Genomic DNA, 24,067 nt, shown 5'->3' on the forward strand with positions numbered 1-24,067 from the left:
CGCTCAGACCCGCAGCGCGCCCAGGCTGCCTTCCAGCCGTCCGAGCAACTCGCCCAGCAGTCCGGCGAGTTCACCCTGCCCCTGGGGATCGAGGACGGACAGCACGGCGGTCTCGTACGCGAGTTGTTCGGGCAGGATCCCGTCGACGAGGTCGCGGCCGGCGTCGGTGAGGCGGAGGTGGGCGACGCGTCGGTCGCGGGTGTCGCCCCGGCGCTCGACCAGGCCGCGCTCGGTCAACTGCTTGAGGCGCTTGGTGACGGCGGCGCCCGAGGAGAAGGTCTCGCGGGCCAGTTCACCGGGGGTCAGCTCGTGGCCGGTGCGGCGCAGCGCGCCGAGCAGGTCGAACTCGGGGCGGCTGAGACCCGCCCGGCGCAGCGGTGCGTCCTCCGCCTGCTGGAGGAGGGCGGCGCAGCGGTTGACCCGGCCGATGATCTCCATGGGCCCGGTGTCGAGGTCGGGATGGACGGCCTGCCACTGCCGGACGACCGCGGAGACGGTGTCGCCGCCCTGGGGGCGCGGATCCGTTTCCCGGTTGGTTGCCGTCATGGTCGAACGCCCTCCGAGCTCGTGCTCCTACGCGCGTCCAGGTGCCGTCCCTGACGCCGTACCGTCTCGGCGAGGGTACGGTGTCCGGCCTGTTCGGCGCGCACGACCCGCTCCTGGGGCAGGGCACGCTGCCACCACTCGCCGGACGCGGCGTCGAACGTGGCGCGCAGGTCGACCAGGGCGGCGGCGAGCCCGCGACGGGCGGATTCCAGGGCGAGCGGGGCCTGGCTCGGCGTCGCGAGGAGGCGGGAGTCGGGGTCCGGACCCGCTGTCGCGAGCAGGCCGGCGGCGCGCTCGCGAGCGTGCTCCACGGCGGCCAGCGCCTCCTCCACCCGGTCGCCCGCGCGCCGGTTGGTCACGGCGACTGCGGCGACGAAGCCGACCAGCGCCCCGACGAGCGTGTCGACGACCCGCTCGGTGATCAGCCGCCCGGGCTCCTGGAATCCGGCGAACTCGGTGACCAGCAGCGCCATCGGGGTCACACAGACGCTGCCGAGCCAGTAGTTGCGGCCCATCAACGCCTCGGCGCCGAAGTTGAAAGCGAGGCAGCACAGGACGAGGGCCGCCGGGGCGAGGTGGGCGAGCGGGATGACGGCGGCGAAGACGAGGACGCCGGCGAGGTTGCCGACGACCCGCTGCACACCCCGCGTCCAGGTCAGGGCGATGTTGGCCTGGTAGAGGGAGGCGGCGGTGACCAGGGCCCAGTAGGGGCGGCCGACGCCGAGGGCGAGGGAGACGTAGCCGGCCAGGGCGCAGCCGAGTGCGGTGCGCACGGCGAGCGGGGCGAGGGGGCCGAGCCGGTGCCACAACGGGCGGGCGGGAGCGGCGAGTTCGGCTTCGGCGCCGAGGAGTTCGTCGGCCGCTTCAGGGGTTCCGACCACCGGGATGGGCCCCCTGCCGCACAACTCGCGCGCCCAAGAGCGCAGCCGCTCCGGGTCGGTGTCGGCGGGCGCGGCGAGGGCGATCTCGGCGCGGACGACGAGGCGTTCGAGGGCGCGTCGGGTGCGGGCGGAACGGGAGCCGGTGGCGAGGAGGGACTGCCAGGCGGCCTGGATGGCGGCGGCTGCCGCGACTCGGGCGCGGTCGCGGCCCTGGGCGACGGAACCGGTGGCGCGGGCAGTGACGTACGCGGCAGCCGCATTGAGCGCCTGCGCCGTGGCCCGGCGTTCCGGTCCGTGCGGGCGCAGCAGGACCGGTGCCATGCCGACGAGCCAGGCCCAGGCGCCGGCCGCGGCGGCCAGGGCGAGGTGGCCGGGTATCTGGCCGAGTGTCTGCGGCGCGAAGAGGGCGGACGAGGTGATGAAGGTGAAGATCACGTGGGCGGGCGGGCCGAGGCGCGTCGCGTCGCACAGCGCCTTCTGTACGGCGGCCAGCAGGGCGCCGACGGTGACGAGCACGACGGCGCTGTCGGTGAGCGAGGCCGCGGTGAGGGCGACGGCGAGGCCGGCGATCATGCCGAGCACGACCCAGGCCAGCGTGCGGGCCCGGGCGGCGTAAGGGCGGTTGTGGGCGTACAGGGCGCAGAGCGACCCGGCCATCGTGTACATCGCCAGATCGAGCCGGCCCAACGCCATGAGGATCAGGTTGGGCAGGGCCGTCGAGACTACGACGCTCAGTGCGGGCTTGAACCAGATGTCCGAGGGGCGGCTCATACGCAGCACACCCGCCAGCGGGAGACGGCGTACGCGTGGGGCGGCGGGGGCGGGGGTCGCACTGCTCATGAAGAATTACTTTAGCAGGTGTTTTACCTGTGAATGATATCGTGAGGCGGCCGCCACCCCCAGACGCCGCCCACGGATGCCGCCGCTCACCTGCTGTGCTCCCTCGAATGCTCCCCGTGTACCCCCTTGCGCTCGCGTGAGCGCCGCGTGTCGTGGGCATCGACGGACTGTCCGACACCGTCGAGCGGGGAGGTGCGCGTGCACGGACCGGCTTCGCCCGGCTGGCTGCTGGTCGCGCTGTGCGCGGCGACCGGGGCCTACTGTCTGCTGCGGATGCGCAGCAGGGTCGAGGAGCAGCGCCGGGCCGCGGGCGGCGAGGCGCTGATGGGCTTCGGGATGGCCGCGATGGCCGTACCGGCGGCGGTGTTCAGCCCGCCGTCCTGGACCTGGCCCGGCTACGCCGCCGTATTCGGCGCCGCCGGGTTGCGCGCCCTGTGGGCGGCGCGTACGAGCCCGCACCATCTGCATCATCTGGTGGGCGTCTCGGCCATGGTCTACATGGCGGTCGTGATGGCCGTCTCCCCCGGACACCACGCCGAGCACGGCGTCTCGTCCGGAGTCCCGCTGGTGACAGGGGTGTTGCTCCTCTACTTCACGGGGTACGTCCTGCTCTCCGGCGTCCGCCTGATACCCGTGACCGCCGGTGGCGGGAGCGTCGGCTGGAGCGACCGGCCGGAGTTGGCACGGGCCTGCCGCCTGTCGATGGGGATCGGGATGGTGGCGATGCTGCTCACGCTCTGAGGCGCGGTGCCACGCCGTACGCGAAACCGTTGCCTGCGTCACTTTGGCGTAAGGGACCGTGTGCCGAGCGGCCCCGCGCTCATAGGGTGATCGCCATGATGGTCCCCGCAGCACTGTTGCTGCTCGGCGCTCTCGCCGCCGTGGTCGCCCCGAGGCTGCTCGCCCGGGCCGACTGGCCGGACCGTGAACCCGTGGTCGCCCTCTGGGTCTGGCAGTGCGTGGTGGCGGCCGTACTGCTCTGCTGTGCGCTGTCGATGACGCTGAGCGCGGCGGCGGCCTGGCAGGCGGTGCGCGGTCATGTGTTCGCCGGTGCACCGCATGGCGTGGCGGAGGCGTACGCGCTGCGGGCCACCGGCCCCTGGGCGGCGGCGACCGCGGTGACGCTGGCCTGTGCCGGGGCGTGGAGCGGGGCGATGCTGGTCCGTGAGGTCGTACGGGCGCGGGCGCGCCGTCGGCGAAGCCGGGCCCAACTCCTCGTGCAGGCACCGCTGTTGCCGGGCGAGGAGCCGATGCGGGGTCGACTGGTGGTGCTGGAGGGCGAGCGCGCGGACGCGTGGTGGCTGCCGGGCGCGGCGCCCGGACTCGTCGTGACCACCGAGGCGCTGCGTCGGCTCAAGGGACGGCAGTTGGACGCCGTCCTCGCACACGAGCGGGGACACGCACTGGCCCGGCACGACTGGCTGCTGCACTGTTCGGGGGCGCTGGCGGGCGGGTTCCCGCAGGTGCCGGTGTTCGCGGCGTTCCGCGACGAGATGCACCGCCTGGTCGAACTCTCCGCCGACGACATGGCCTCCCGTCGCCACGGGCGCCTCACGACCGCGCTCGCGCTCGTCGAACTCAACGAGGACCGGGGCGTGTTCGGCCCCTCCCCCACCCCGCACGCCCACGTCCCGCAACGCGGCCACCGGCTCCTCGCCCCGCCCGACCGCCTCACCGCGGCCCGCCGCCTGGGCCTGACGGCGACGGCCGCGCTGGTACCCGTGGTGCCGGTGCTGGTGGCGTTCGTACCGGGGCTGCGGGCGCTCGGGTAGCCCCGGCAACAGGCACGGCGACAGCCCCCGCATTGGCCTCCCGCCCCACCGGTCGGCGAGGATCGTCGTATGCACACCCTGCCCGTCGACTCTCCGCCCCGCCACAGCACCGCCGTCCGCAGCGCCACCGCCCTGGCCCTGTGCTCCGCGCTGCTGCTGGCCCTGGTCGCGGTCGAGTGGCACCCCCTGACCGGCCTCGACGACAACATCGCCCGCGCCACCCATGGCTGGGCGGTCGACGAGCGAGGTGTGACCCATGCCTTCCGGATCCTCACGGACTGGGTCTGGGACCCTTGGACGATGCGCGTCGCGTGCGCGGCGGTCGTGGTGTGGCTGGCCTGGCGTCGCTCGGCCTGGTGGACGGCACTCTGGCTGACGGCCACCTGCGCGCTCGGCACCCTCCTGCAGCAGTCCCTCAAGGCCGCCGTCGACCGCCCACGCCCCGTCTGGCCCGACCCGGTCGACTCGGCCCACTACGCGGCCTACCCGTCGGGCCACGCCATGACCGCCGCGATCGCCTGCGGCCTCCTCCTGTGGCTCCTGCACCGCCGTTCCCCCGGCCGCACCCTGTGGCGTACGGCCCTGGCGGCGTCCGTGATCTCCGTGCTCGGCGTCGGTCTGACCCGGGTCTGGCTGGGCGTTCACTGGCCGACGGACGTGGTGGGCGGTTGGCTGTTGGGGGCGATGGTGGTGGCGGTCGCGGTGGTGGTGCATGAGCGGTGGGGGCCGTCGCCTGGGGCGCCGGACGGATATACGCCCACGGCAGGCCGCTGACGATGACATCTGCCTGACCTAGGCCGCGCTCGGCCAGGACGGTGGAGACGTCACGGGCATCCGCCGTGACCGCGTCGAGGCCGGCGAAGCGTTCGGTCAACAGGGCGGTGAAACGCTCATTGATGTCGAGGGCGATATGCCGCCCCCGCGTGCGCGCTCGCCCTTCCCGGACAGCCCGGAAATTCCGAGCACAACAGGTGGTTCGCTCAACTCACCGGCCGGGCGGCCTTCTTGATCAGGTCGGCGACGATGGCCGACTGCGAGACGTACACGGCGTGGCTGCCGGTGGACTCGACCGTGGTCGCGGTGACCCGTTCGGCCATGGCCGCTGGGCGGGCGGGGGGATCATGCGGTGAGGTGGGAGCTCCTGCGCCGACCGGCGGCCCCGGAGGGAAGCCGGCATCTTCCTAGCGGTGGATGGCCTTGACCTCCAGGAACTCCGCCAGGCCGAACCTGCCCAACTCCCGGCCGTTGCCGCTCTGCTTGTACCCGCCGAAGGGCGCGGTCAGGTTGAACTCCCCGCCGTTGACGATGACCTGGCCGGTGCGCATGCGCTTCGCCACGGCCAGCGCGTGGTCCGGCTCGCCGAACACGCTGCCGCCCAGGCCGTAGACGGAGTTGTTGGCGATGGCGACGGCCTCGGCCTCGTCGGCGTAGGGGATCACCGAGAGCACCGGGCCGAAGATCTCCTCCTGGGCGATGACGGCGTCCGGCGCGACGTCGGCGAAGATCGTCGGGCGGACGTAGGCGCCCCGTTCGAGGCCCTCGACCGGGCCGGAGCCGCCGAACGCGACCGTGGCCCCGTCGGCGATGCCGCGCTCGATGTAGCCGGACACCCGCCTCTGCTGGGCGACCGAGGACATCGGACCGATCCGGGTGGCCGGGTCAGTCGGGTCGCCCACGCCGTAGGAACCGGCGGCGGCCACCGCGAGCTCGACGATCTCGTCGTGCCGGCTCGCGGGCACCAGCATCCGCGTCCACGCGGCGCAGGTCTGGCCGCTGTTCATCCAGGCGTACTCAATGCCGAGGTCCACGGCGTTCTGCAGGTCGGCGTCGTCGAGGATGATGTTGGCCGACTTGCCGCCCAGCTCCAGCGCGACCCGCTTCACCGTGCCGGCCGCACCGATCGACACCCGCTTGCCGGCGCCGGTGGATCCGGTGAACGACACCATGTCGATGCCCTGGTGGCCGGAGATCGCCTCGCCGATCACCGGCCCGGTGCCGTACACGACGTTGACGACGCCCGCCGGGATCCCCGCGGGCGCGGTCACCTCGGCGAACAGGGCGGCGGTGAGCGGGGTGACCACGCTGGGCTTGAGCACCACCGTGCAACCGGCGAGCAACGCCGGCACGACCTTCGCGACGGTCTGGTACAGAGGGGCGTTCCACGGCGTGATGGCGCCGACGACACCGATCGGCTCGTGCACGATCAGCGCGTTGCCCAGTTCCTCCTCCCAGGCGAAGCCGTCGGCCAGCGGGGCGAAGCTGCTCGCCACCTGGTAGGGCAGCCCGGCCCGTACGACCTTGGCGTACGAGATCGGCGAACCCATCTCGGAGGTGACGGTGGCGGCGAAGTGGTCGACGGCGCCCTTGATGCCGTCGGCGATCCGGGCGATCGCGGCGGCCCGCTCACCGACCGGCACCGCCGACCACGCCGGGAGAGCGCGCCGCGCGGCCGCGACGGCCCGGTGGACGAGAAGGAGGCCGCGCGGGTGGCGGTCCGCGAGTTCCTCACCACCCGCCGCGCCCGGGTCACCCCAGCCGACGCCGGCCTTCCTCCGCAGGGCACTCGCCGTCGGGTGAAGGGCCTGCGCAGGGAGGAGGTCGCGTTGCTCTCCGGGGTCAGCCCGGAGTACTACGTGCGGCTCGAACGCGGCCAGGCGACCGGGCCCTCCGCCGGAGTCGTCGACGCCGTCGCCGACGTCCTGCGTCTGGACGACGACGAACGCGCGCACCTCGGCCGGCTGCTCGCCGCTCTGACCCCAGCGGCCCGCAAGCGGAGCCCCGGCGCGGCGAAGGAACCCGTCACCCCCGGAATCCGGGTGCTACTGGACTCCATGGACCACCTACCCGCAGTGGTCTTCAACGGCCGGTTCGACATTCTTGCGGTCAACACACTGGGTCGCGCGCTCATCGCTCCGATGTACGACCTGCCCGGACGGACGAACAGCGCCCGCTTCCTGTTCCTCGACGAGCCCAGGGCCCGGGACCTTTTCCCCGAGTGGGAACGGATCACGGCCGACACCGTGGCGATGCTGCGTATCGAGGCCGGTCGCCACCCCGACGACCCCGACCTGACCGAACTGATCGGACAACTCGCGACCCGCAGCACGGCATTCCGGACGCGCTGGGCGACCAACGACGTACGAATCCATCGAGTCGGCACGAAGACCTTCCGGCACCCACTCATCGGCGAGGTCACCCTGCCCTACGAGACCCTCCGCATCGACGCCGCCTCCAACCAGATACTCAGCGTCCACACCCCCCGACCCGGCACCCCCGAAGCCGACGCGATCCGCCTCCTGGCCAGCTGGAACGCCGACAACCGACCGAACGGCAACCCGACAGCGGGAACACGCACGGACCAGTCCACGTGAGCTTCGCGGCACCCGCCTCGCCCACCGGCCGCGCAGACCCGCCCCGTAAGATCCACTCATGACCGCAGTCCTCTTCGACTTCTCCGGCACCCTCTTCCGCATCGAGCCCACCGACTCCTGGCTGCGTGCCGTGCTGGACGAGGCCGGGATGGCGCTCCCTGAGGCGGAGTTGGCTCAGGCCGCCAAGGCGCTGGAGGTGGCCGGGGCACAGCCCGGTGGGGCGCAACCGGAGCGACTGCCCGCGGAATTGGGTGAGTTGTGGCGGATCCGGGACGAGAGCGCGGAGCTGCACCGGGCCGCGTACACCGCCGCCGCCCGCCAAGTACCGCTGCCCGAGCCGGAGTTGTACGACGCGCTGTACGAGCGACACAAGGTGCCGGATGCCTGGTCGCCGTACCCCGACGCCGCCGAGGTACTGAGCACGCTGCGGGAGCGTGACATCGCCGTCGGTGTGGTGAGCAACATCGGGTGGGACCTGCGCCCGGTGTTCAGGGCGCACGGCCTCGACCCGTACGTGGGCGCGTACGTCCTGTCGTACGAGCACGGCATCCAGAAGCCGGACACCCGGCTGTTCACCGTTGCCTGTGACGCGCTCGGCGTCGCTCCCGAGGACACGTTGATGGTCGGCGACGACCGGCGGGCGGACGGGGGTGCGGCGGCGCTGGGCTGCCGGGTGCACCTGGTGGATCACCTGCCGGTGGAGCGGCGACCGGAGGGGCTGCGTCCGGTACTGGGGCTGGTGGGCTGAGCCCGGCGCCGCCAGGCACAGCCACGGACCGCCCCGACCGTACGGTCAGCCCTGGTAGCCCTCGACCTGCGATGCCGGGCGCGCGTTCGCCTCGTCCGGGTTCTCCCCGTACTCCGTCTTCGCGCGCCGCTGCCGCAGCAGGTCCCAGCAGCGGTCGAGCTCACGCTCCAGCTCACTGAGCCGCTGGTGTTCCGTCGTGTCGTCGATCTCACCGGACGCCAGGGCGGCGCGGAGCTTGTGCTCGTCGTCGACCATCGCCGTGATCCTGGCCAGGATCTGCTGGTCCTGTTCCATCTCCCGCACACTCCTCGGCTCGGCACTCGTGCCCACTCTAGGGACGGTTCCGCAGCCGTGCGACAGAAGTTCGGCAGGTCACGGCGGGTCCTGGAAGTAGCCTCAGGACACCATCGGAGCGAAGAGGCCGCCCGCCTGAGACGATCCCCCGCGTCGCCCCAGACGGACGGCAGCCCTGACCAGGCCCTATGGGGGCGCCGGACGGGACGTGCTGAGTATAGTTGGCTGGCAGCCAGTCAACACAGGAGTTACAGCATGTCCCCGCGCAGCGCCTCGGTCAATGAAGAGTTGCGGAGACGTTCCCGGGAGCGGCTCCTGCAAGCCGCGCTCGAGGTTGTCGGTGAGCGCGGGTACGAGGCGACGACGCTCGCCGACATCGCGGACAGAGCCGGCTCGGCGCGCGGCCTGGTGTCGTACTACTTCCCGGGCAAGCGCCAGCTCGTCCAGTCGGCCGTGCACCGGGTGATGCACCGCTCGCTGGAGGAGGGGCTGGAGCGCGAGCCGCGCACCGAGGACGGGCGGGAGCGGATGGCGCGGGCCATCGACGCCGTGCTGGGGCTGGCCCGGGACCGGCCGGTGCTGATGCGCCAGCACATGGCGGGGCTGCTGCAGTCGGAGGGTTTCGTGCAGTGCCCGGAACAGAAGCGGCTCGCCGAGCTGCTGCGGGACACCGTCACCCGGCACGGTTCGCAGAACGTCGACGGGGACTATCCGATGCTGCGGTCCCTGCTCATGGGGTCCGTCTACGCGATGGTGCTGCCGAACGTGCCGATGCAACTCACCACGCTGCGCGCCGAGTTGTTCAAGCGCTATCGACTCGACTGGGAGATGGGCTTCCCGCCGGACGCCCAGGAGGCGTCCGGCGGGACGTGCGAGACCGATCTTTCACGCTTCTTCGCTACCGGCGAGGGGCCGGCCGAGCAGTCCGATCCGTCGAGACGGACCGGTCAGTCACGACAGTCCGGTCAGTCGAAATAGTCCGGCTGCGACTGGACGTTGAGCTCGCCCAGCCTGACCCGGCTCGCCTGGTCCGTGCGCCGGTCGGTGAGCTTCAGGACGTCGAAGCCCTTGGCGATGTCGTTGGAGTAGATGTAGCCGTTGTAGTAGTACGCCGACCACGAGCCGCCGACCTGGAGGGTGTCCGTGCTCAGCGGGCCGCGCTCGAAGTAGGCGATCTCCTTCGGCTTGGCCGAGTCGGTGAAGTCCCAGACGGAGACGCCGCCCTGATACCAGGCCTGGACCATGAGGTCCTTGCCCTTGACCGGGATCAGCGAGCCGTTGTGGGCCACGCAGTTCTCGGTGTCGGCCTGGGCGCGCGGGATCTTGTAGTAGCTGCGGAAGACGAGCTTGCGCTTGTCGCCCTTGCCGACGATGTCGTAGATGCCGTCGGCGCCGCGGTCCGGGCCGATGGCCGCGTTGCAGGTGGCCGCTCCGCCGCCGCCCAACTCGTCGGTGAAGACGACCTTGTTGGCCTTCTGGTTGAAGGTCGCCGAGTGCCAGAACGCGAAGTTCACGTTGTCCTGGACCTGGTCGATCACCTTCGGGTTCTCGGGGTCCTTGATGGAGAACAGGATCCCGTCGCCCATGCAGGCGCCCGCGGCGAGGTCCTTGGACGGCAGGACCGTGATGTCGTGGCAGCCGGTGGTCTTGGAGACGCCCGGGTTGGTGGGCCCGCCGGGGTTGCCTCCGCCGTCGGGACCCTCACCGGGGAAGAGCACCGGGAAGTTGACGACCGCCGCCTTCTCGGGGTGGCTGCGCGACACCTTGATGACCGAGATGCCGTCGTGCGGCGGCTGGCAGTCGGGGTAGGTGGCGCTGGGCGAGTACGAGGAGACGTAGAGGTAGACGTTCTTGCGCTCGGGCACCAGCGTGTGGGTGTGCGAGCCGCAGGCGGTCTCGACGGCGGCGACGTACCTCGGGTTCCGCTTGTCGCTGATGTCGAAGACCTTCATGCCCTCCCAGGAGGACTTCTCGGTCGCGGGCTGCGTGGTGCTGTTGCAACTGCTGTCGCTGCGCGAGGAGTCGGTGGAGATGAAGAGCAGGTCGCCGGAGACCGAGATGTCGTTCTGCGAGCCCGGGCAGAGCACCTGGGCGACCGTCTTCGGGGCCTTCGGGTTGCTGATGTCGAAGATGCGGAAGCCGTCGTAGTTGCCGGCGAAGGCGTACTTGCCCTGGAAGGCGAGGTCCGAATTCAGGCCGGTGAAGGCCTCCTTGGGGATGTTCGCCAGGGGCTTGATGTTGGCCGAGTGGACGATCTCGTCCTGGCCGGGTATCTCACCGCTCGCGATGGCGGCTCGCGCCTCGGCCTGCGCACTGCGGGACACCTCCTTGCCGGTGGCCGTGCCGTCCCCCGGGTCGGGGGTCGCGGCGGCCGGGACCGCGGTCAGCAGCGCCGCGAGCAGTCCGGCGGCGGCCGTGGCAACTCCCACGCGTCTGAGCCGCGTTCGGGAATCGTTGAACAGGATCACTGTTTCCTCCCTGGTTCCGTTCGTGTCGGAACGGTTCACGCACCTCCGAAGTATCGTCTTCACCATGCACATATCAACAGTGGGCAACGTACTCGTAATGAAGGTTTTTGATCATCCAACTGCGGAAGCGTGCTAGGACGTTCATCAGCACTCACGAGGTGTCCCCCAACACACCCACCACAGGAGGTCGTTGTGCCCTACCGTCGAGCGTCCCTCGTCGCGGCCCCGCTGGTCGCCCTGGCCCTGCTCACGGTCAGCGGCTGCGACTCCGGGTCGGACGCCAAGTCGCCTGCCGCGAGCGGGCCTTCGGTGATCGCGCCGGGCAAGCCGGGCGAGGAGAACCGGACCCTGTCCGCCGCGGACGCCGCCGAGCAGCGGGCCGAGGACGACTCGCCCAACTCGGCGGACGTCGACTACGCGCGGATGATGATCCAGCACCACTCCCAGGCCCTGGACATGACCGAACTCGCCGCCGACCGGGCCGAGTCGACGCAGGTCGAGAAGCTGGCCGCGCGGATCGCCGCGTCCCAGGGCCCGGAGATCACGACGATGCAGAGCTGGCTGAAGACGCACGGCAAGAGCGAGACGGGCGGCGCGCACGACCACGCCTCGATGCCCGGCATGGCGACCGAGGCCCAGCTGAAGAACCTTCGCGCGGCCCACGGAAAAGCCTTCGACGAGCTCTTCCTCACCCTGATGATCACCCATCACCAGGGCGCGATCACCATGGCCACCGACGTGAAGGCACAGGGCAACAACATCCAGATCGAGGAGATGGCCGACGACGTGATCGCCCAGCAGACGAGCGAGATCGCGCGGATGCGGGACATGAGCTGACCGAATCCGATTGCCGTCACTGGGTCCCGCCGCCCGCCGCAGGCCAATAGGCCGCTTCAGCGCCGGGCATGACGTGGCGTCAGGAAGCCCGCGTCCCGCGCCTGCGAGATCATCCGCAGGGATTTGCGGCGGCTGTGGCCCGTCGCCGACATCACCGCGAGGACCGGGTCGACGCCCTCCTCCTGGGCCGCGCGGTACTCCTGCGCGAGGAGCCAGCGGCCCTCGATGCCGCGGGGCCAGGGTGGGCGGGCGCGCCGGGAGGCGGTCGCGCCTTCGGATCCGTCGGTCGGTTCGGCGGCCAGGCCGCACGCTTCGAAGAGTGGGTCCTCGATCCAGTCGGCGAGTACCGCCAGGTCGTCCAGGGACAGCGCCGGCTGGGCGCGGACGTCCTCCACGGAGACGCCTCCCTCGCCGACCACGGCGAGCGCGTCGACCCGGGCGCCGTCGGCGAACTCCAGCCGGACGTTGAACCACGAGGTGCTGCCCTCGTCCTCCCGCACTTCCCACGCGGGCCACACGGACACCGCGCCATCCGTCGGACAACGATCAGAAAGATTAAAAAAGGATGCTTCTAGCACACACGCAACGTAACCGCATGATCACATTCCATACGAACGGACACGCACGCCCGGCCTGCGCCTGCACCCTGTCAGCCGAGCACCACCGGTGCGATCCTGAAGCTGTCAGCGAACTCCTGTCGTAAGGCGTAAGGAGTACCGCCGTGCTGCGTGTCGCCGTCGTCGGCTCCGGGCCGAGCGGGGTCTACACCGCCCAGAGTCTGGTCCAGCAGGACTCCGCGGTGCTCGTCGACGTCCTGGACCGACTGCCCTGCCCGTACGGCCTCGTGCGCTACGGGGTCGCACCGGACCACGAGAAGATCAAGTCCCTGCAGAACAACCTGCGTACGGTCCTGGAGCACGAGCGGGTTCGGTTCCTCGGCGGCATCCAGGTCGGCCCCGGCGGGCTGCCGGTCACGCGACTGCGGGCGCTCTACCACGCGGTGGTGTACTGCGTCGGCGCCGCCACCGACCGGCATCTCGGGATCCCCGGCGAGGACCTGCCGGGCAGTTGGTCGGCGACGGAGTTCGTGTCCTGGTACAGCGCCCATCCCGACTCGGCCGACGACGGTTTCGTACGGGACGCCCACTCGGCGGTGGTCATCGGCATGGGCAACGTCGCGGTGGACGTGGCACGGATGCTGGCCCGCGGCACGGCGGAACTCAGCCCGACCGACATACCGCAGGCCGCGCTCACCGCGCTGGCCGCGAGCCGGGTGACCGACGTCCAGATGGTGGGCCGGCGCGGACCCTCCCAGGGCCGCTTCACCACCAAGGAGCTACGAGAGCTGGGCGGGCTGCCCGATACCCAAGTCACCGTGGATCCTGGGGAGTTGGCCCTGGACCCGGCCTACGCCGACCCCTCCGCCCTGCCTCCGGCACAGCGCCGCAACGTCGAGGTGCTGCGCGGCTGGGCGGCACGGCCGGACGAAGGCACCGCACGCCGGATCCGGCTGCGTTTCTATCTCCGCCCGGTCGAACTCCTCGCCGAGGACGGGCACGTGGGCGCGGTGCGCTTCGAGCGGACGGAGCCGGACGGACACGGCGGCGTGACGGGCACCGGCCAGCACGAGGACATCGAGGCCCAGTTGGTGCTGCGGTCGGTCGGCTATCGCGGAGTCCCCCTGGAGGGGCTGCCATTCGACCCGGGCAGCGCCACCGTCCCGAACAGCGCGGGCCGCGTCCTGCGCGACGACGCCCCCTCCCCCGGCGAGTACGTGGCCGGCTGGATCAAACGCGGCCCGACGGGCGTCATCGGCACCAACCGGCCGTGCGCCAAGGAGACGGTGACCTCGCTGCTCGCGGACGCCCCCACGCTCGTACGAGATGGCCTGTCGGTGGATCCGGTCGCCGTGCTCCGGGCCGAGGGCATCGACCCGGTCCCGTGGCCGGGGTGGCTGGCTATCGAGCGGGCCGAGGCCGTGCTCGGGGCGTCGCTGGGGCGGAGTGTGGTCAAGCTGGCCGACTGGGAAACGCTGCTGGCCGCGGCGCGTACGACGTCCTCCTAGCGGCGTGGGACAGCGCCGGGTGGGCAGACACACATCGGCAACGACCCGGACATCAACAAACTGTTCAAAGCCCTTACGGTCTCGTGCTGTTGGGATGCCATCCCCTGCCGGCGCTCTGGAGTACCCATGACGACGACTTCTCCCGTCCATCCCGTCGACGAGGTCCCACCCGTGCGGCAGCTCGCCGCCTTCGGCCTGCAGCATGTGCTCGCGATGTACGCGGGCGCGGTGGCCGTGCCGCTGATCGTGGGCGGTGCGATGAAGCTGTCGCCCGCGGATCTGGCGTATCTGATCACCGCCGATCTGCTGGTGTGCGGCATCGCGACGCTCATCCAGTGCGTGGGGTTCTGGCGGTTCGGCGTGCGGCTGCCGATCATGCAGGGCTGTACGTTCGCGGCCGTGTCGCCGATGGTGCTGATCGGTACGACGGGCGGCGGGCTGCCCGCGATCTACGGTTCGGTGATCGTCGCGGGGCTCGCGATCGTGCTGCTCGCGCCGGTCTTCGGCAGACTGTTGCGCTTCTTCCCGCCGCTGGTCACGGGCACGGTGATCCTCATCATCGGCGTCTCGTTGCTGCCGGTCGCCGGCAACTGGGCCGCGGGCGGGGCCGGTTCACCGGACTTCGGGGAGCCGAAGAACCTGGCCCTGGCCGGGTTCGTGCTGGCGGTGGTGCTCGGCGTGCAGCGGTTCGCGCCGGCCTTCCTGAGCCGGATCGCGGTGCTGACCGGCATCGTGGTGGGCCTCGCGGTGGCGGTCCCCCTCGACTTCACCGACTTCGGCGGGGTCGGCGACGCGGACTGGCTGGGCATCAGCACGCCGTTCCACTTCGGGGCGCCCACGTTCGAGGCGTCGGCCATCATCTCGATGCTGGTGGTGGCGCTGGTGACGATGACCGAGACGACCGGCGACCTGATCGCGGTCGGCGAGATGACCGGGCGCAAGGTCGAACCCCGCTCGCTGTCGGACGGCCTGCGCGCCGACGGCCTGTCGACCGTCCTCGGCGGCATCTTCAACACCTTCCCGTACACGGCGTACGCACAGAACGTCGGGCTCGTCGGGATGACCCGGGTGCGCAGTCGCTGGGTGGTGGCCACCGCCGGCGGCATCCTGGTCCTGCTCGGCCTGCTGCCCAAGCTGGGCGCGGTGGTCGCGGCGATACCGGCGCCGGTGCTGGGCGGTGCGGGTCTGGTGATGTTCGGGACGGTCGCCGCGAGCGGCCTGCGGACCCTGGCGCAGGTCGACTTCGAGGACAACCACAACCTCACGGTGGTCGCGGTCTCGGTGGCCGTGGGCGTGCTGCCGGTCGGCGTGCCGACGGTCTACGCGAAGTTCCCCGACTGGTTCCAGACGGTGATGAACAGCGGCATCAGCGCGGGCTGCGTGACGGCGATCGCCCTGAACCTCCTCTTCAACCACCTTCCCTCGAAGGGCGGTTCAGCCGTCCCCGAGCCGGCGGGACTGGCGAGCGGCGGCCGTGAGGAGGGTGTCGAGAAGTCCCGGGAAGAGGTCGTCTAGGTCGTCCCGGCGCAGGCCGTTCATCTTGGCCGTGCCCCGGTAGACCTGCCGGATCACCCCGGCCTCGCGCAGCACCCGGAAGTGGTGCGTGGTCGTGGACTTGGTGACGGGCAGATCGAAGTGCGAACAGGAGAGCTCGTCGCCGTCGGCGGCGAGCTCTCGCACGATGCTCAGCCGCATCGGGTCGGAGAAGGCGTGCAGCACGCCTTCCAACCGGATGTCGTCGCGCACGGGATGCGGCAGATCCCGACTGCCGGCGGCGGGGGTAGTGGTACTCACGACAGCCATTGTACGAGAGGTCTCGTAGTTTGACACTTCACGTACTACGATGCCTATCGTACGAACCGTCCCTCGGTCCCGCGAGAACGGAGCAGCTCACCATGAGCTCCCTCTTCCAGCCCTTCACCCTGCGCGATGTCACCATCCCGAACCGGGTCTGGATGCCCCCGATGTGCCAGTACTCGGCCGCGCCGGAGGGCCCGGAGACCGGCGCTCCCAACGACTGGCACTTCGCTCACTACGGCGCCCGCGCGACCGGCGGCACGGGCCTGATCATCGTCGAGGCCACCGCCGTGTCCGCCGAGGGCCGGATCTCGCCGTACGACCTGGGCATCTGGAACGACACCCAGGTCGAGGCGTTCCGCCGGATCACGCGCTTCCTCGTCTCCCAGGGCACGGTGCCCGGCATCCAGCTCGCGCACAGTGGCCGCAAGGCCTCGACCGAGCGCCCCTGGAAGGGCGGCGCGCCGGTCGGACCGGAGGCGCACGGCTGGCAGCCGCTGGGACCGAGCCCGATCGCGTTCGACGACAGGCACCAGGTGCCGACGGAACTGACGGTCGATCAAATCCAGGACGTCGTCGGCCAGTTCGCGGACGCGGCCCGCCGCGCCCTCGCCGCCGGCTTCGAGGTCGCCGAGATCCACGGCGCCCACGGCTACCTGATCAATTCCTTCCTCTCCCCGCACTCCAACCACCGCACCGACGCCTACGGCGGCTCGTACGAGAACCGCGCCCGCTTCGCCCTCGAAGTGGTCGACGCCGTGCGCGAGGTCTGGCCGGACGACAAGCCGCTGTTCTTCCGCGTCTCGGCGACCGACTGGCTGGAGACCGACGGCTGGACGCCGGACGACACCGTCCGCCTCGCCGCCGACCTGCACGCCCACGGCATCGACCTCCTCGACGTCTCCACCGGCGGCAACGCCTCCGGTGTCCGCATCCCCACCACCCCCGGCTACCAGGTCCCCTTCGCGGCCCGCGTCAGGTCCGAGACCTCAATGCCGGTCGCGGCGGTGGGCCTGATCACCGAGACCGAACACGCCGAGAAGATCCTCGCGAACGGCGACGCCGACGCCGTGCTCCTGGGCCGGGAGTTGCTGCGATCCCCGTCCTGGGCCCGGGACGCGGCGCGGGAGTTGGGCGGGGATGTGCGGGTGCCGGATCAGTACCACCGGTCGGTTTGAGCTGCCGCGGCTCATACCCGCACACCGACCTGTTCCCACGCCTTCGACACGGCCTGGAGTTCCTCGCCCCCGTCGCCGTAACGCTCGCGCGCGGCCTTCACGGTCAGCTTGGCGAAGTCGGCGAACAGGGCACTGCTCGCGAGCTCGCCGCCGGTCAGAACGTCGTACCAGATCTGCCCCGCCCTCTCCCAGGCGTATCCGCCAAGGGCTGTCGCGACCAGGTAGAACGCGTGGTTGAGAATTCCGGAGTTGATGTGGACGCCGCCGTCGTCGCGGCCGGTGCGGACATAGTTGTCCATAGTCGCGGGCTGCGGGTCCTTGCCGAGCACCTCGTCGTCGTACGCGGTACCCGGCGCCTTCATGGAGCGCAGCGCAACTCCGGTCACGCGTGGTGCGAGCAGGCCCGCGCCGATGAGCCAGTCCGCTTCGCCGGCCGTCTGGCCCAGCGTGTACTGCTTCACGAGCGAGCCGAAGACATCGCAAATCGACTCGTGCAGGGCGCCGGGCTGGCCGTAGTGGGAGAGGTTGGCCGTGTACTGGACTACACCGTGGGTGAGTTCGTGGCCCGTCACGTCGACGGGGATGGTGAAGTCGAGGAAGATCTCCCCGTCCCCGTCCCCGTAGATCATTCGTTCACCGTCCCAGAACGCGTTGTTGTAGGCCTCGCCACTGTGCACGCTCGCTACCAGCGGCAAGCCCTCTCCATCCAGAGAATGCCTGCTGAAGGCGTTCAGGTAGAGTTCATACGTGGCACCCAGCGCGGCATAGGCGCGGTTGACCGTGGCGTCCTGGGTGGGCGGGTCGCCTTCGCTGCGCACCTTCCTGCCCGGTGCGGACGTCGCCGACTCGGATGCGTAGATGCTCCGCCGGGGAGCGCGGATGCGCCCGACCGCTTCGCCGACAAGCCGGCGTGGTACCCACGTCCGACGGCAGACTTCCTGTTCACCCAGTCGTTCCACCACCTGGTCGACGGTGAGGTCGTTCACGGAAGCCGCCTGGCGCAGGAACACCATGACCTTGTCTACTGGCACGGGCGTGTCCCGGTGCGAAGCACCGGTCTGTCGCAGCCAGGTCGTCCACAATCCGGTGCTCGCGAGCCTGGAGGTCGCGTATTCGGCCGCGGAACCTGGAACGAGTGGACTACTCTGGCCCCGGTCTCTCGACGCGTCGCGTGAGAGCAATCGCATGCACGAAGCGGTCATCAGCGGAGGCGAACTGACGGCGTAGTCGCTCAGTCGGTCGAGTTCCGGTCGCAGTACCCGGACATCCGGATGCCACGGCATCCTGCGGACCAACTCCTCGGTGATCTGCCGGAACTGGCGACGTCGGTCTTCCGAGTTCGCCACCGGTTCGGGTGCTTGGAGCGCGCTTGCGCACACGAGGGCCTGCAGAGGATTGAAGGCTCCACCACACAGTCGCTCGACCATCTCGCCCGTCACCAGGCACCGGCTCTGCCGCAGACCCGCGAGGACAACCTCCTGCGCGAGAGTCATCTCGTCGTCCGGATCCCACGCGCTCCCCCACTGGATCGTGTGAACGGCGGCACGGGCGGGATCCAGCCCTCGTCGTCCCGTAGGGACGAAGGCCACCGTGGTCCAGTTCCGCTCCACCCACAGAGCTTGCGCGAGCGTGAGGGCTCCGCTGCGCCATTCGAGGCGATAGCTGCCGGCCGGGACTCGGTTGCTCCACGCCGTCCATGCCTCGGTGCCGGTTCCCCCCGACTCCCACGCGCCTGTATGCAGTGCGCGGCCGGTCTCGTCCGTGATCTGCCGGACGAGTGGGCCGTCGCTGCGCAGCGAGTGTGGTGGGCCAAGGAGCAGAACCACCAACGACGGTGTCTCACCGCTCGAACCGAGCGTCGCGCGCCGGCTCCATCGGTCCGCCGCCCGCCGGTGTTCCCCGCTGCCCGGCCGCGTGCCGGTCAGCGGGGCGGTGCAGGGCACGTCCGTGAAGGGAGCCCAGTCACTCCAAAGTCGTCCCGGCCGGGTAGCGGACATCTGTGTCCCTCCCCTCCACCACGAATTCGCACGAGAGATCACCGGCCGCGAATTCCTTGGGGCCTACCCAGTACACACCGTTGGGCAACTCCAGCTCCCACGGCGTTTCATGGCGTGCGTCCCCCCGCGCCAGAATGTCCTCGTACTCGTCTCTGATCACGAGGTTCCTTGCGGTACCCGTGCAACGCACCCGCACGCGATGGGTCTCTCTGGGCTTCGTGCGTCGCACGACGACCGGCATCCCCCGCTGCTGGCGCACGGAGGCCAGTTGGCGTCGGTCTGTACGACGCAGGACCAGCCGGCGCACATGTCCGTCCAGCCCCGCCACCGTCACGCGCCCTGCCGCGTCCGTAGACATCGCCATACCCTCCAACAGGGCTGTCGTGAAGTAACCGCGCAGCGGAATACCGTCGGTCTCGGACAGCGGCTCCAACGCCTGCTGCCCCACTTCGGCCGCCAACCCGAGGACGACACTGACCGGATCGTTGGAAAGCCACTCCTGAACCATCGGGGGCCCGCACGGGAGCAGATGCAGGTCCTCCCGACAGCAGTCGACGAAGAACAGGACCTCTTTGAAGGGGCCGGACCTCCCGTACCAGTCGGCCAGGAGCTGGACTTCCACGTGGTCCACCAGGCCATCCTCGTCGGCGGAAGGCATCAGCACCGCGCACCCCGTACCGCCCGGTGCCGTGCCGTGTCCGGCCAGGTAGCCGTACAGCCGCGACTGTTCCCGGCTCTCCGGCGAAGATTCCAGTTCAGCACTCAGCCGCTTGTTGACGTCGAGGAACGCCCTGTAGATCCGGGTCGCCGTGGGCTGTGCGGAGTCGGCATCGATCGCGTCCGTCCCGGCGGATGCCTCCACCCAGACAATGTTCTTCTCCGGTACGTCGCCACCGTGGGGATCGACGAGCCACCGCTGAAAGGCCTCCGCGTCATTCACGGGCCCCCGGAGGTCGTCCAGCGACACGTACCGGTTGATCCCGGAAATCACAGCGTAGTGATGTGGGCGCATGGAGGTCCCCCGTATCAACTGGAAATCAATGCTTGCAGGTTGGAGAGCACCATGGGGTCCGCGAGTATCTCCGAATGGGACCGGGTGACGCTCGCGCCGACCGACGGCCCGGTCTCCGGTAGCCAGATGAACGAGGCCGGCTGAGCGTCGGCCAGAACACGTACCTCCTCGGCCTCCGGACCGCCCGCGGTCTGCCCCGGCCCATACCAGCGCGCCATGCCGGACAGCGGAAGCACCGCGCTCGTACCGTTGGCGTCGCGCTCCAGGACGCCGGAGACGAAATACAGCAGCGAGCGTGGATAGGCGACGGGCACGAGGTGATCAGCCTGCTCGGCTTCGTCCGTCAGCGCGAACATGCGGAAGCGTTCGAAGGCCGTGTTCCTACACCTGAGCATCGACGCCAGTTCGGGGAAGGTACACATCGGAGCCACTGCGACCACGTCGCGTATCCGGAAGTCCGCCGGAAGGATGCCCTCCGCCAAGCCCCTGCGAGCGTCCAACGCGGCCAGGAACGCATTCATCAAGGGGACACCCGAGCCGTGCCCGACCAGCGTGACCTCCCTCGTCTCCGGCCCCGACACGGTGTCGATGAAACCGTTGAGGAAATGGCGCCCCAGGCCTGTCGAACTCCCGTCGCCAGACCGGAAGGCCGTGACCGCTTCGTCCTTCATCCCGGCCCATACCGCGCCGCCCAGGTGAGCGAGGCAGAACTCGCGCAGTATCTCCTCGACGACCGTAGGGTAGAGACCGTGATGGGTGCCCGCCCGGAACCGTTCGATCACCGCTCGTACCGCGTTCACCACCTTCCGGACCAGGAGACCGGTCGCCAATTCCAGGACGGCACGGGAACCGTGGCCGCTCCCGTGGTGTTCCGCCGCCTCTGCACGGGTGGACGACATCAACAGCCCCTCGTCCTCCCGCACCGAGTGACCGAGACTCCGTAACTGCCTGTCCCTCGACAGCGACTCGGTGAGCCATCGTTCCTCCGCCGCTGTCAGGGAGGACACGTCCACTCGCGGAGCCGTCGTGGCGTAGGGCTCGTCTCCCCGTTGGAGAGCGGAGAGTTCGACCGCGACACGATTGACCGTCGGAATGGGCAGCTTCCCGGACTGTGCCCCTCCGCGTGCGCCGAGGACCGACCGCTCGGCGGCCTTGCCGAGAACACACCACAGCACACGCGCCAGGACGATCTGGAAGACAGCCTCACGCAGAACTCGCGGCAGATTCCGTGTCAGCGTCTGCCTCAATCCGCCGCCCTGGAGAAGGAAGACGGAACATGCGCCCGCCCCGTCATAGGCCTCGGCGGCACCGCCCAAGGCCAAGGCTGCGGACTCATGGCCGAGCAGGCCGCCCGCAAAATGCAAGACGACCCGGCGTCGGTCCAAAGAGGCAATCACGGAGTCCATGGCCGCGTACGCGTCGGCCGAACCTGCCTGCGGCATCGTGATTTCAAGAAGTCGAACTTCGTCAGACGCGCCCATGGGACCGCTCGTCTCCGGGGACCGACCGAACCCCTGTAGTACTCCCCCTTACACCCCTCACCAGCAGACTCCCCCCTGTGAGGCGGCGACACGGCCTCAGTGGCGTGAGTGTGTCACCGCCTCGGGAAGGCGTCCAGATGAGCCAGAGCAGTGTCCTCCGGTCAACCGACCGTGCAGGCCGTTCCGTTGAGCTTGAACGTGCCCGGCGCCGCACTGTTCCCGGTGTGCGTCGCCTGATACCCGACGGACACGCTCGCGTTCGGCGCGATCGTGGCGTTGTACGAGGCGTTCGTCGCGGTCACCGAGCCGGAGGCCGGGGCATACGTGGCGTTCCAGCCGTTGGTGATGGTCTGGCCGGTCGGCAGGGTGAAGGCGAGTTGCCAGCCGTTGATCGTCGTCGTGCCGGTGTTGGTGATCGTCACGGAGGCGGTCAGGCCGGTGGTCCAGGCGTTGGTCGTGGCCGTCACCTTGCAGGCGCCCGGCGGGGGTTGGGGTGCGGGGCCGTCGGCGTCCAGGCCGAAGAAGGTGAGGACGCGGGCGGCCATGCCGTAGGCGTAGAGGTTGTGGCCGACGCCCTGGAGGCTGATCGCCTCGACGGGGGCACGGTCACCGGTGCCCCCGTAGCGGGTGCGGGTCCAGCCGGTGGCGGGGGTGTCGGTGGAGGTCGGGGTCTGGCTGACGCCGAGCACGTTCGTCCACTGTTCGATCTCCTCCCCGAAGTTGGGATAGCGCAGGACGTCGTCCGTGGTGCCGTGCCAGAGCTGCATACGGGGTCGCGGGCCGGTGTAGCCGGGGTGGGCGCCGCGGGCCAGGTCGCCCCACTCCTGCGGGGTGTGGAGCACGGTGCCGCCCGAGCAGGCGCTGTTCCACTCGGAGCCGTCGGTGGTGGCGAAGCAGCCGAAGGGGACCCCGGAGAAGGCGGCGCCGGCGGCGAACACGTCCGGGTAGTCGCCGAGCAGGACGTTCGTCATCATCGCGCCCGAGGAGATGCCCGTCGCGAAGATCCTCGTCGGGTCGGCGGCGTAGGTCCGACTCACCCAGTCGACCATGGACTTGATGCCGACGGGGTCGCTGCCGCCGTCCCGGTGCAGGGCCTGGGGCGAGGAGACGTCGAAGCACTTGCTGGCCCGGGTGACCGACGGGTAGATCACGACGAAGCCGAACCGGTCGGCCAGCGAGGCGAATTCGGTGCCCGAGTACATCGCAGGGCCGGATCCCGTGCAGTAGTGCACGGCCACCAGGACGGCGGGGTGCGCGGTGACGCTGCCGGGGACGTAAACGTACATCTGCAGGTCGCTGGGGTTGCTGCCGAAGTCCGTGACCTCGGTGAGCGTCGCGGTGGGGACGGCCGCCGGAGCCTGGGGGCGGGCGGCGGCCGGCGGTGCGCCGAGGAGTGCGAGCGCCAATAACGGCACCAGCGCGGCGAAGAACGCCAGGAGGACCGGCCGCGGCGGTCTCCTCGTGGCGGTGCGGGTGGGGGTGGGCACGTCCATGCTCCTCTCGCGGAAGGCAGGCGTTCGCTCGGCATAGTGGCATGGACACGACCGCCATGGAAGCGCTCCCACGACGACACTGCGGACCGTTTAAGACAGCCCTTGCCACCTACCAGCACAGACGGAACACCCCCTGCGCAAAGCGTTGACTAGAAAGCGCTTGCCCTCTACGTTCCGTTCAGCAGTGTGACCGTTAGGGGCCATGGCATCCCCGAACGGTCGTGAGGCCCGCACATGGCGTTCAACATGATGTACATCGATCACGTACACGAACTGAGGAATCCTCCCGAAGGGACGCACCCGCATGCGTACTCGCCCCCCACGTGCACACCCGCAAAGAACCGCCCTGACGACGGCGGCCGTGGCCGCACTCGCCGTGGCCACCGTCCTCGTCTTCCCCCGGTCGGCGGGGGCGGCGGAGTCCTCGCCGGTCGGGTTCGGCGCCGGGACGACCGGTGGCGGAAGCGCCGCGGCGGTCACGGTGTCGACGCTGGACGCCTTCAAGTCGGCGGTCACCGGCGGCACTTCGAAGGTGGTCAAGGTCAACGGCCTGATCTCGCTGAGCGGTCAGGTCGACATCGGGTCCAACACCACAGTGCTGGGCGTCGGTTCGGCGTCCGGGTTCACCGGTGGCGGGCTGCGGCTGAAGAAGGTGACGAACGTCGTCGTCCGCAACCTGAACATCAGCAAGCCGGTCGCGCCCGCCGACGGCATCACCGTGCAGGCGTCGACGAAGGTGTGGCTCGACCACAACGCCTTCTCGTCCGACCTCGACCACGGCAAGGACTACTACGACGGCCTGGTCGACATCAGTCACGCCTCCGACTACGTCACGGTCTCCTGGAACACCTTCAAGAACCACTACAAGGGATCGCTGATCGGCCACAGCGACAACAACGCGAGCGAGGACACCGGGCATCTGCGGGTGACGTACCACCACAACTGGTTCGACCAGGTCAACTCCCGTATCCCCAGCCTTCGTTTCGGCACCGGGCACTTCTACGACAACTACGTCGTCGGTGCCTCGACCGCCGTGCACTCGCGCATGGGCGCCCAGATGCTCGTCCAGAACAACGTCTTCCGGGACACAGCGGTCGCCGTCACCACCAACCGGGACAGCGACGTGGACGGCTACGCCAACCTGAGCGGGAACGACCTCGGCGGGGCCGCGACCGAGGTCTCGCAGGTCGGCACCTTCACCAGTCCGCCCTACAGCTACACCGCCGAGCCCGCCTCGACCGTCATCGCCTCGGTGACCGCGGGCGCGGGCACCGGAAAGCTCTGACC

Annotated in this window: 22 protein-coding genes; 11 read left to right on the plus strand and 11 right to left on the minus strand. The window is 70.1% G+C overall.

The window, feature by feature from the left end:
* Nucleotides 1-3: 3 nt before the first annotated feature.
* Both M2283_RS32415 and M2283_RS32420 read right to left on the minus strand, forming a co-directional pair.
* Nucleotides 4-546, minus strand: coding sequence for a MarR family winged helix-turn-helix transcriptional regulator (locus M2283_RS32415; RefSeq protein WP_280880012.1), 543 nt, complete (start codon nucleotides 544-546; stop codon nucleotides 4-6).
* On the minus strand, nucleotides 543-2,267 hold the full coding sequence (locus M2283_RS32420) for an FUSC family protein (RefSeq protein WP_280880013.1): 1,725 nt from the start codon (nucleotides 2,265-2,267) through the stop codon (nucleotides 543-545). Before M2283_RS32420 ends, M2283_RS32415 begins: the two co-directional genes overlap by 4 nt.
* Before the next feature lie 198 nt (nucleotides 2,268-2,465).
* On the opposite strand from M2283_RS32420, the gene M2283_RS32425 reads away from it, so the two are divergent.
* The 3 genes from M2283_RS32425 to M2283_RS32435 all read left to right on the plus strand — a co-directional run bounded on the left by M2283_RS32425 (nucleotide 2,466) and on the right by M2283_RS32435 (nucleotide 4,813).
* A complete protein-coding gene (locus M2283_RS32425; protein ID WP_280880014.1) occupies nucleotides 2,466-3,008 on the plus strand; it encodes a DUF5134 domain-containing protein in 543 nt (180 codons plus the stop codon).
* Between the two features lie 95 nt (nucleotides 3,009-3,103).
* Nucleotides 3,104-4,039: a M56 family metallopeptidase gene (locus M2283_RS32430; protein WP_280880015.1), complete on the plus strand. Its 936-nt coding sequence runs from the start codon at nucleotides 3,104-3,106 to the stop codon at nucleotides 4,037-4,039.
* Nucleotides 4,040-4,108: 69 nt separating this feature from the next.
* Nucleotides 4,109-4,813 carry a phosphatase PAP2 family protein gene (locus M2283_RS32435; RefSeq protein WP_280880016.1) on the plus strand — a complete coding sequence of 235 codons (705 nt, stop codon included), beginning with the start codon at nucleotides 4,109-4,111 and terminating at the stop codon, nucleotides 4,811-4,813.
* Nucleotides 4,814-5,220: 407 nt separating this feature from the next.
* Here the strand turns inward: M2283_RS32435 and M2283_RS32440 are convergent, their stop codons facing one another.
* The gene (locus M2283_RS32440; RefSeq protein ID WP_432423162.1) at nucleotides 5,221-6,597 is read right to left on the minus strand and encodes an aldehyde dehydrogenase family protein; all 1,377 of its coding nucleotides are present in this window, start codon (nucleotides 6,595-6,597) and stop codon (nucleotides 5,221-5,223) included.
* Here M2283_RS32440 and M2283_RS32445 point away from each other — a divergent pair.
* Both M2283_RS32445 and M2283_RS32450 read left to right on the plus strand, forming a co-directional pair.
* The gene (locus M2283_RS32445) at nucleotides 6,502-7,410 is read left to right on the plus strand and encodes a helix-turn-helix transcriptional regulator (protein ID WP_280880018.1); all 909 of its coding nucleotides are present in this window, start codon (nucleotides 6,502-6,504) and stop codon (nucleotides 7,408-7,410) included. The two genes, M2283_RS32440 and M2283_RS32445, sit on opposite strands and share 96 nt — an antisense overlap.
* 58 nt (nucleotides 7,411-7,468) lie before the next feature.
* Nucleotides 7,469-8,158: an HAD family hydrolase gene (locus M2283_RS32450; protein ID WP_280880019.1), complete on the plus strand. Its 690-nt coding sequence runs from the start codon at nucleotides 7,469-7,471 to the stop codon at nucleotides 8,156-8,158.
* Between the two features lie 45 nt (nucleotides 8,159-8,203).
* Here M2283_RS32450 and M2283_RS32455 read toward each other — a convergent pair whose 3' ends face one another.
* Entirely contained in the window at nucleotides 8,204-8,452 is a 249-nt protein-coding gene (locus tag M2283_RS32455; protein WP_280880020.1) for a DUF2630 family protein, read from the minus strand.
* A 255-nt stretch (nucleotides 8,453-8,707) separates the two neighbouring features.
* Between M2283_RS32455 and M2283_RS32460 the strand changes: the two genes are divergently transcribed.
* Complete coding sequence (locus tag M2283_RS32460) at nucleotides 8,708-9,430, plus strand: TetR/AcrR family transcriptional regulator (RefSeq protein ID WP_280880021.1); 723 nt, start codon at nucleotides 8,708-8,710, stop codon at nucleotides 9,428-9,430.
* Here M2283_RS32460 and M2283_RS32465 read toward each other — a convergent pair.
* Nucleotides 9,418-10,920 carry an LVIVD repeat-containing protein gene (locus M2283_RS32465; protein WP_280880022.1) on the minus strand — a complete coding sequence of 501 codons (1,503 nt, stop codon included), beginning with the start codon at nucleotides 10,918-10,920 and terminating at the stop codon, nucleotides 9,418-9,420. The genes M2283_RS32460 and M2283_RS32465 overlap by 13 nt on opposite strands.
* Nucleotides 10,921-11,112: 192 nt before the next feature.
* Here M2283_RS32465 and M2283_RS32470 point away from each other — a divergent pair, with 192 nt between their 5' ends.
* On the plus strand, nucleotides 11,113-11,757 hold the full coding sequence (locus M2283_RS32470) for a DUF305 domain-containing protein (RefSeq protein ID WP_280880023.1): 645 nt from the start codon (nucleotides 11,113-11,115) through the stop codon (nucleotides 11,755-11,757).
* 56 nt (nucleotides 11,758-11,813) lie between these two features.
* Here M2283_RS32470 and M2283_RS32475 read toward each other — a convergent pair whose 3' ends face one another.
* Nucleotides 11,814-12,281 (minus strand): DUF6214 family protein, encoded by a 468-nt coding sequence (locus M2283_RS32475; RefSeq protein WP_280880024.1) that lies wholly within the window; start codon nucleotides 12,279-12,281, stop codon nucleotides 11,814-11,816.
* A gap of 197 nt (nucleotides 12,282-12,478) precedes the next feature.
* On the opposite strand from M2283_RS32475, the gene M2283_RS32480 reads away from it, so the two are divergent.
* Entirely contained in the window at nucleotides 12,479-13,822 is a 1,344-nt protein-coding gene (locus M2283_RS32480) for an FAD-dependent oxidoreductase (protein ID WP_280880025.1), read from the plus strand.
* A gap of 126 nt (nucleotides 13,823-13,948) precedes the next feature.
* The gene (locus tag M2283_RS32485) at nucleotides 13,949-15,337 is read left to right on the plus strand and encodes a nucleobase:cation symporter-2 family protein (protein WP_280880026.1); all 1,389 of its coding nucleotides are present in this window, start codon (nucleotides 13,949-13,951) and stop codon (nucleotides 15,335-15,337) included.
* On the opposite strand, the gene M2283_RS32490 is transcribed toward M2283_RS32485, so the two are convergent.
* Nucleotides 15,257-15,625, minus strand: coding sequence for an ArsR/SmtB family transcription factor (locus M2283_RS32490; protein ID WP_280880027.1), 369 nt, complete (start codon nucleotides 15,623-15,625; stop codon nucleotides 15,257-15,259). The genes M2283_RS32485 and M2283_RS32490 overlap by 81 nt on opposite strands.
* Nucleotides 15,626-15,717: 92 nt before the next feature.
* On the opposite strand from M2283_RS32490, the gene M2283_RS32495 reads away from it, so the two are divergent.
* Nucleotides 15,718-16,797 carry an NADH:flavin oxidoreductase/NADH oxidase gene (locus M2283_RS32495; RefSeq protein WP_280880028.1) on the plus strand — a complete coding sequence of 360 codons (1,080 nt, stop codon included), beginning with the start codon at nucleotides 15,718-15,720 and terminating at the stop codon, nucleotides 16,795-16,797.
* An 11-nt stretch (nucleotides 16,798-16,808) separates the two neighbouring features.
* On the opposite strand, the gene M2283_RS32500 is transcribed toward M2283_RS32495, so the two are convergent.
* The 4 genes from M2283_RS32500 to M2283_RS32515 all read right to left on the minus strand — a co-directional run bounded on the left by M2283_RS32500 (nucleotide 16,809) and on the right by M2283_RS32515 (nucleotide 22,780).
* Nucleotides 16,809-17,828, minus strand: a complete 1,020-nt coding sequence (locus tag M2283_RS32500; RefSeq protein ID WP_280880029.1) for a M4 family metallopeptidase — start codon at nucleotides 17,826-17,828, stop codon at nucleotides 16,809-16,811.
* A gap of 931 nt (nucleotides 17,829-18,759) precedes the next feature.
* Nucleotides 18,760-19,806 carry a caspase family protein gene (locus M2283_RS32505; RefSeq protein WP_280880030.1) on the minus strand — a complete coding sequence of 349 codons (1,047 nt, stop codon included), beginning with the start codon at nucleotides 19,804-19,806 and terminating at the stop codon, nucleotides 18,760-18,762.
* A 14-nt stretch (nucleotides 19,807-19,820) separates the two neighbouring features.
* A complete protein-coding gene (locus M2283_RS32510; RefSeq protein ID WP_280880031.1) occupies nucleotides 19,821-21,287 on the minus strand; it encodes a hypothetical protein in 1,467 nt (488 codons plus the stop codon).
* A 161-nt stretch (nucleotides 21,288-21,448) separates the two neighbouring features.
* Entirely contained in the window at nucleotides 21,449-22,780 is a 1,332-nt protein-coding gene (locus M2283_RS32515) for an extracellular catalytic domain type 1 short-chain-length polyhydroxyalkanoate depolymerase (RefSeq protein WP_280880032.1), read from the minus strand.
* Nucleotides 22,781-23,084: 304 nt separating this feature from the next.
* Between M2283_RS32515 and M2283_RS32520 the strand changes: the two genes are divergently transcribed.
* A complete protein-coding gene (locus tag M2283_RS32520) occupies nucleotides 23,085-24,065 on the plus strand; it encodes a pectate lyase family protein (protein ID WP_280880033.1) in 981 nt (326 codons plus the stop codon).
* Nucleotides 24,066-24,067 lie beyond the last annotated feature (2 nt).

The sequence above is a fragment of the Streptomyces pseudovenezuelae genome (genome assembly GCF_029892565.1).
Taxonomy (GTDB): Bacteria; Actinomycetota; Actinomycetes; order Streptomycetales; family Streptomycetaceae; genus Streptomyces; species Streptomyces pseudovenezuelae_A.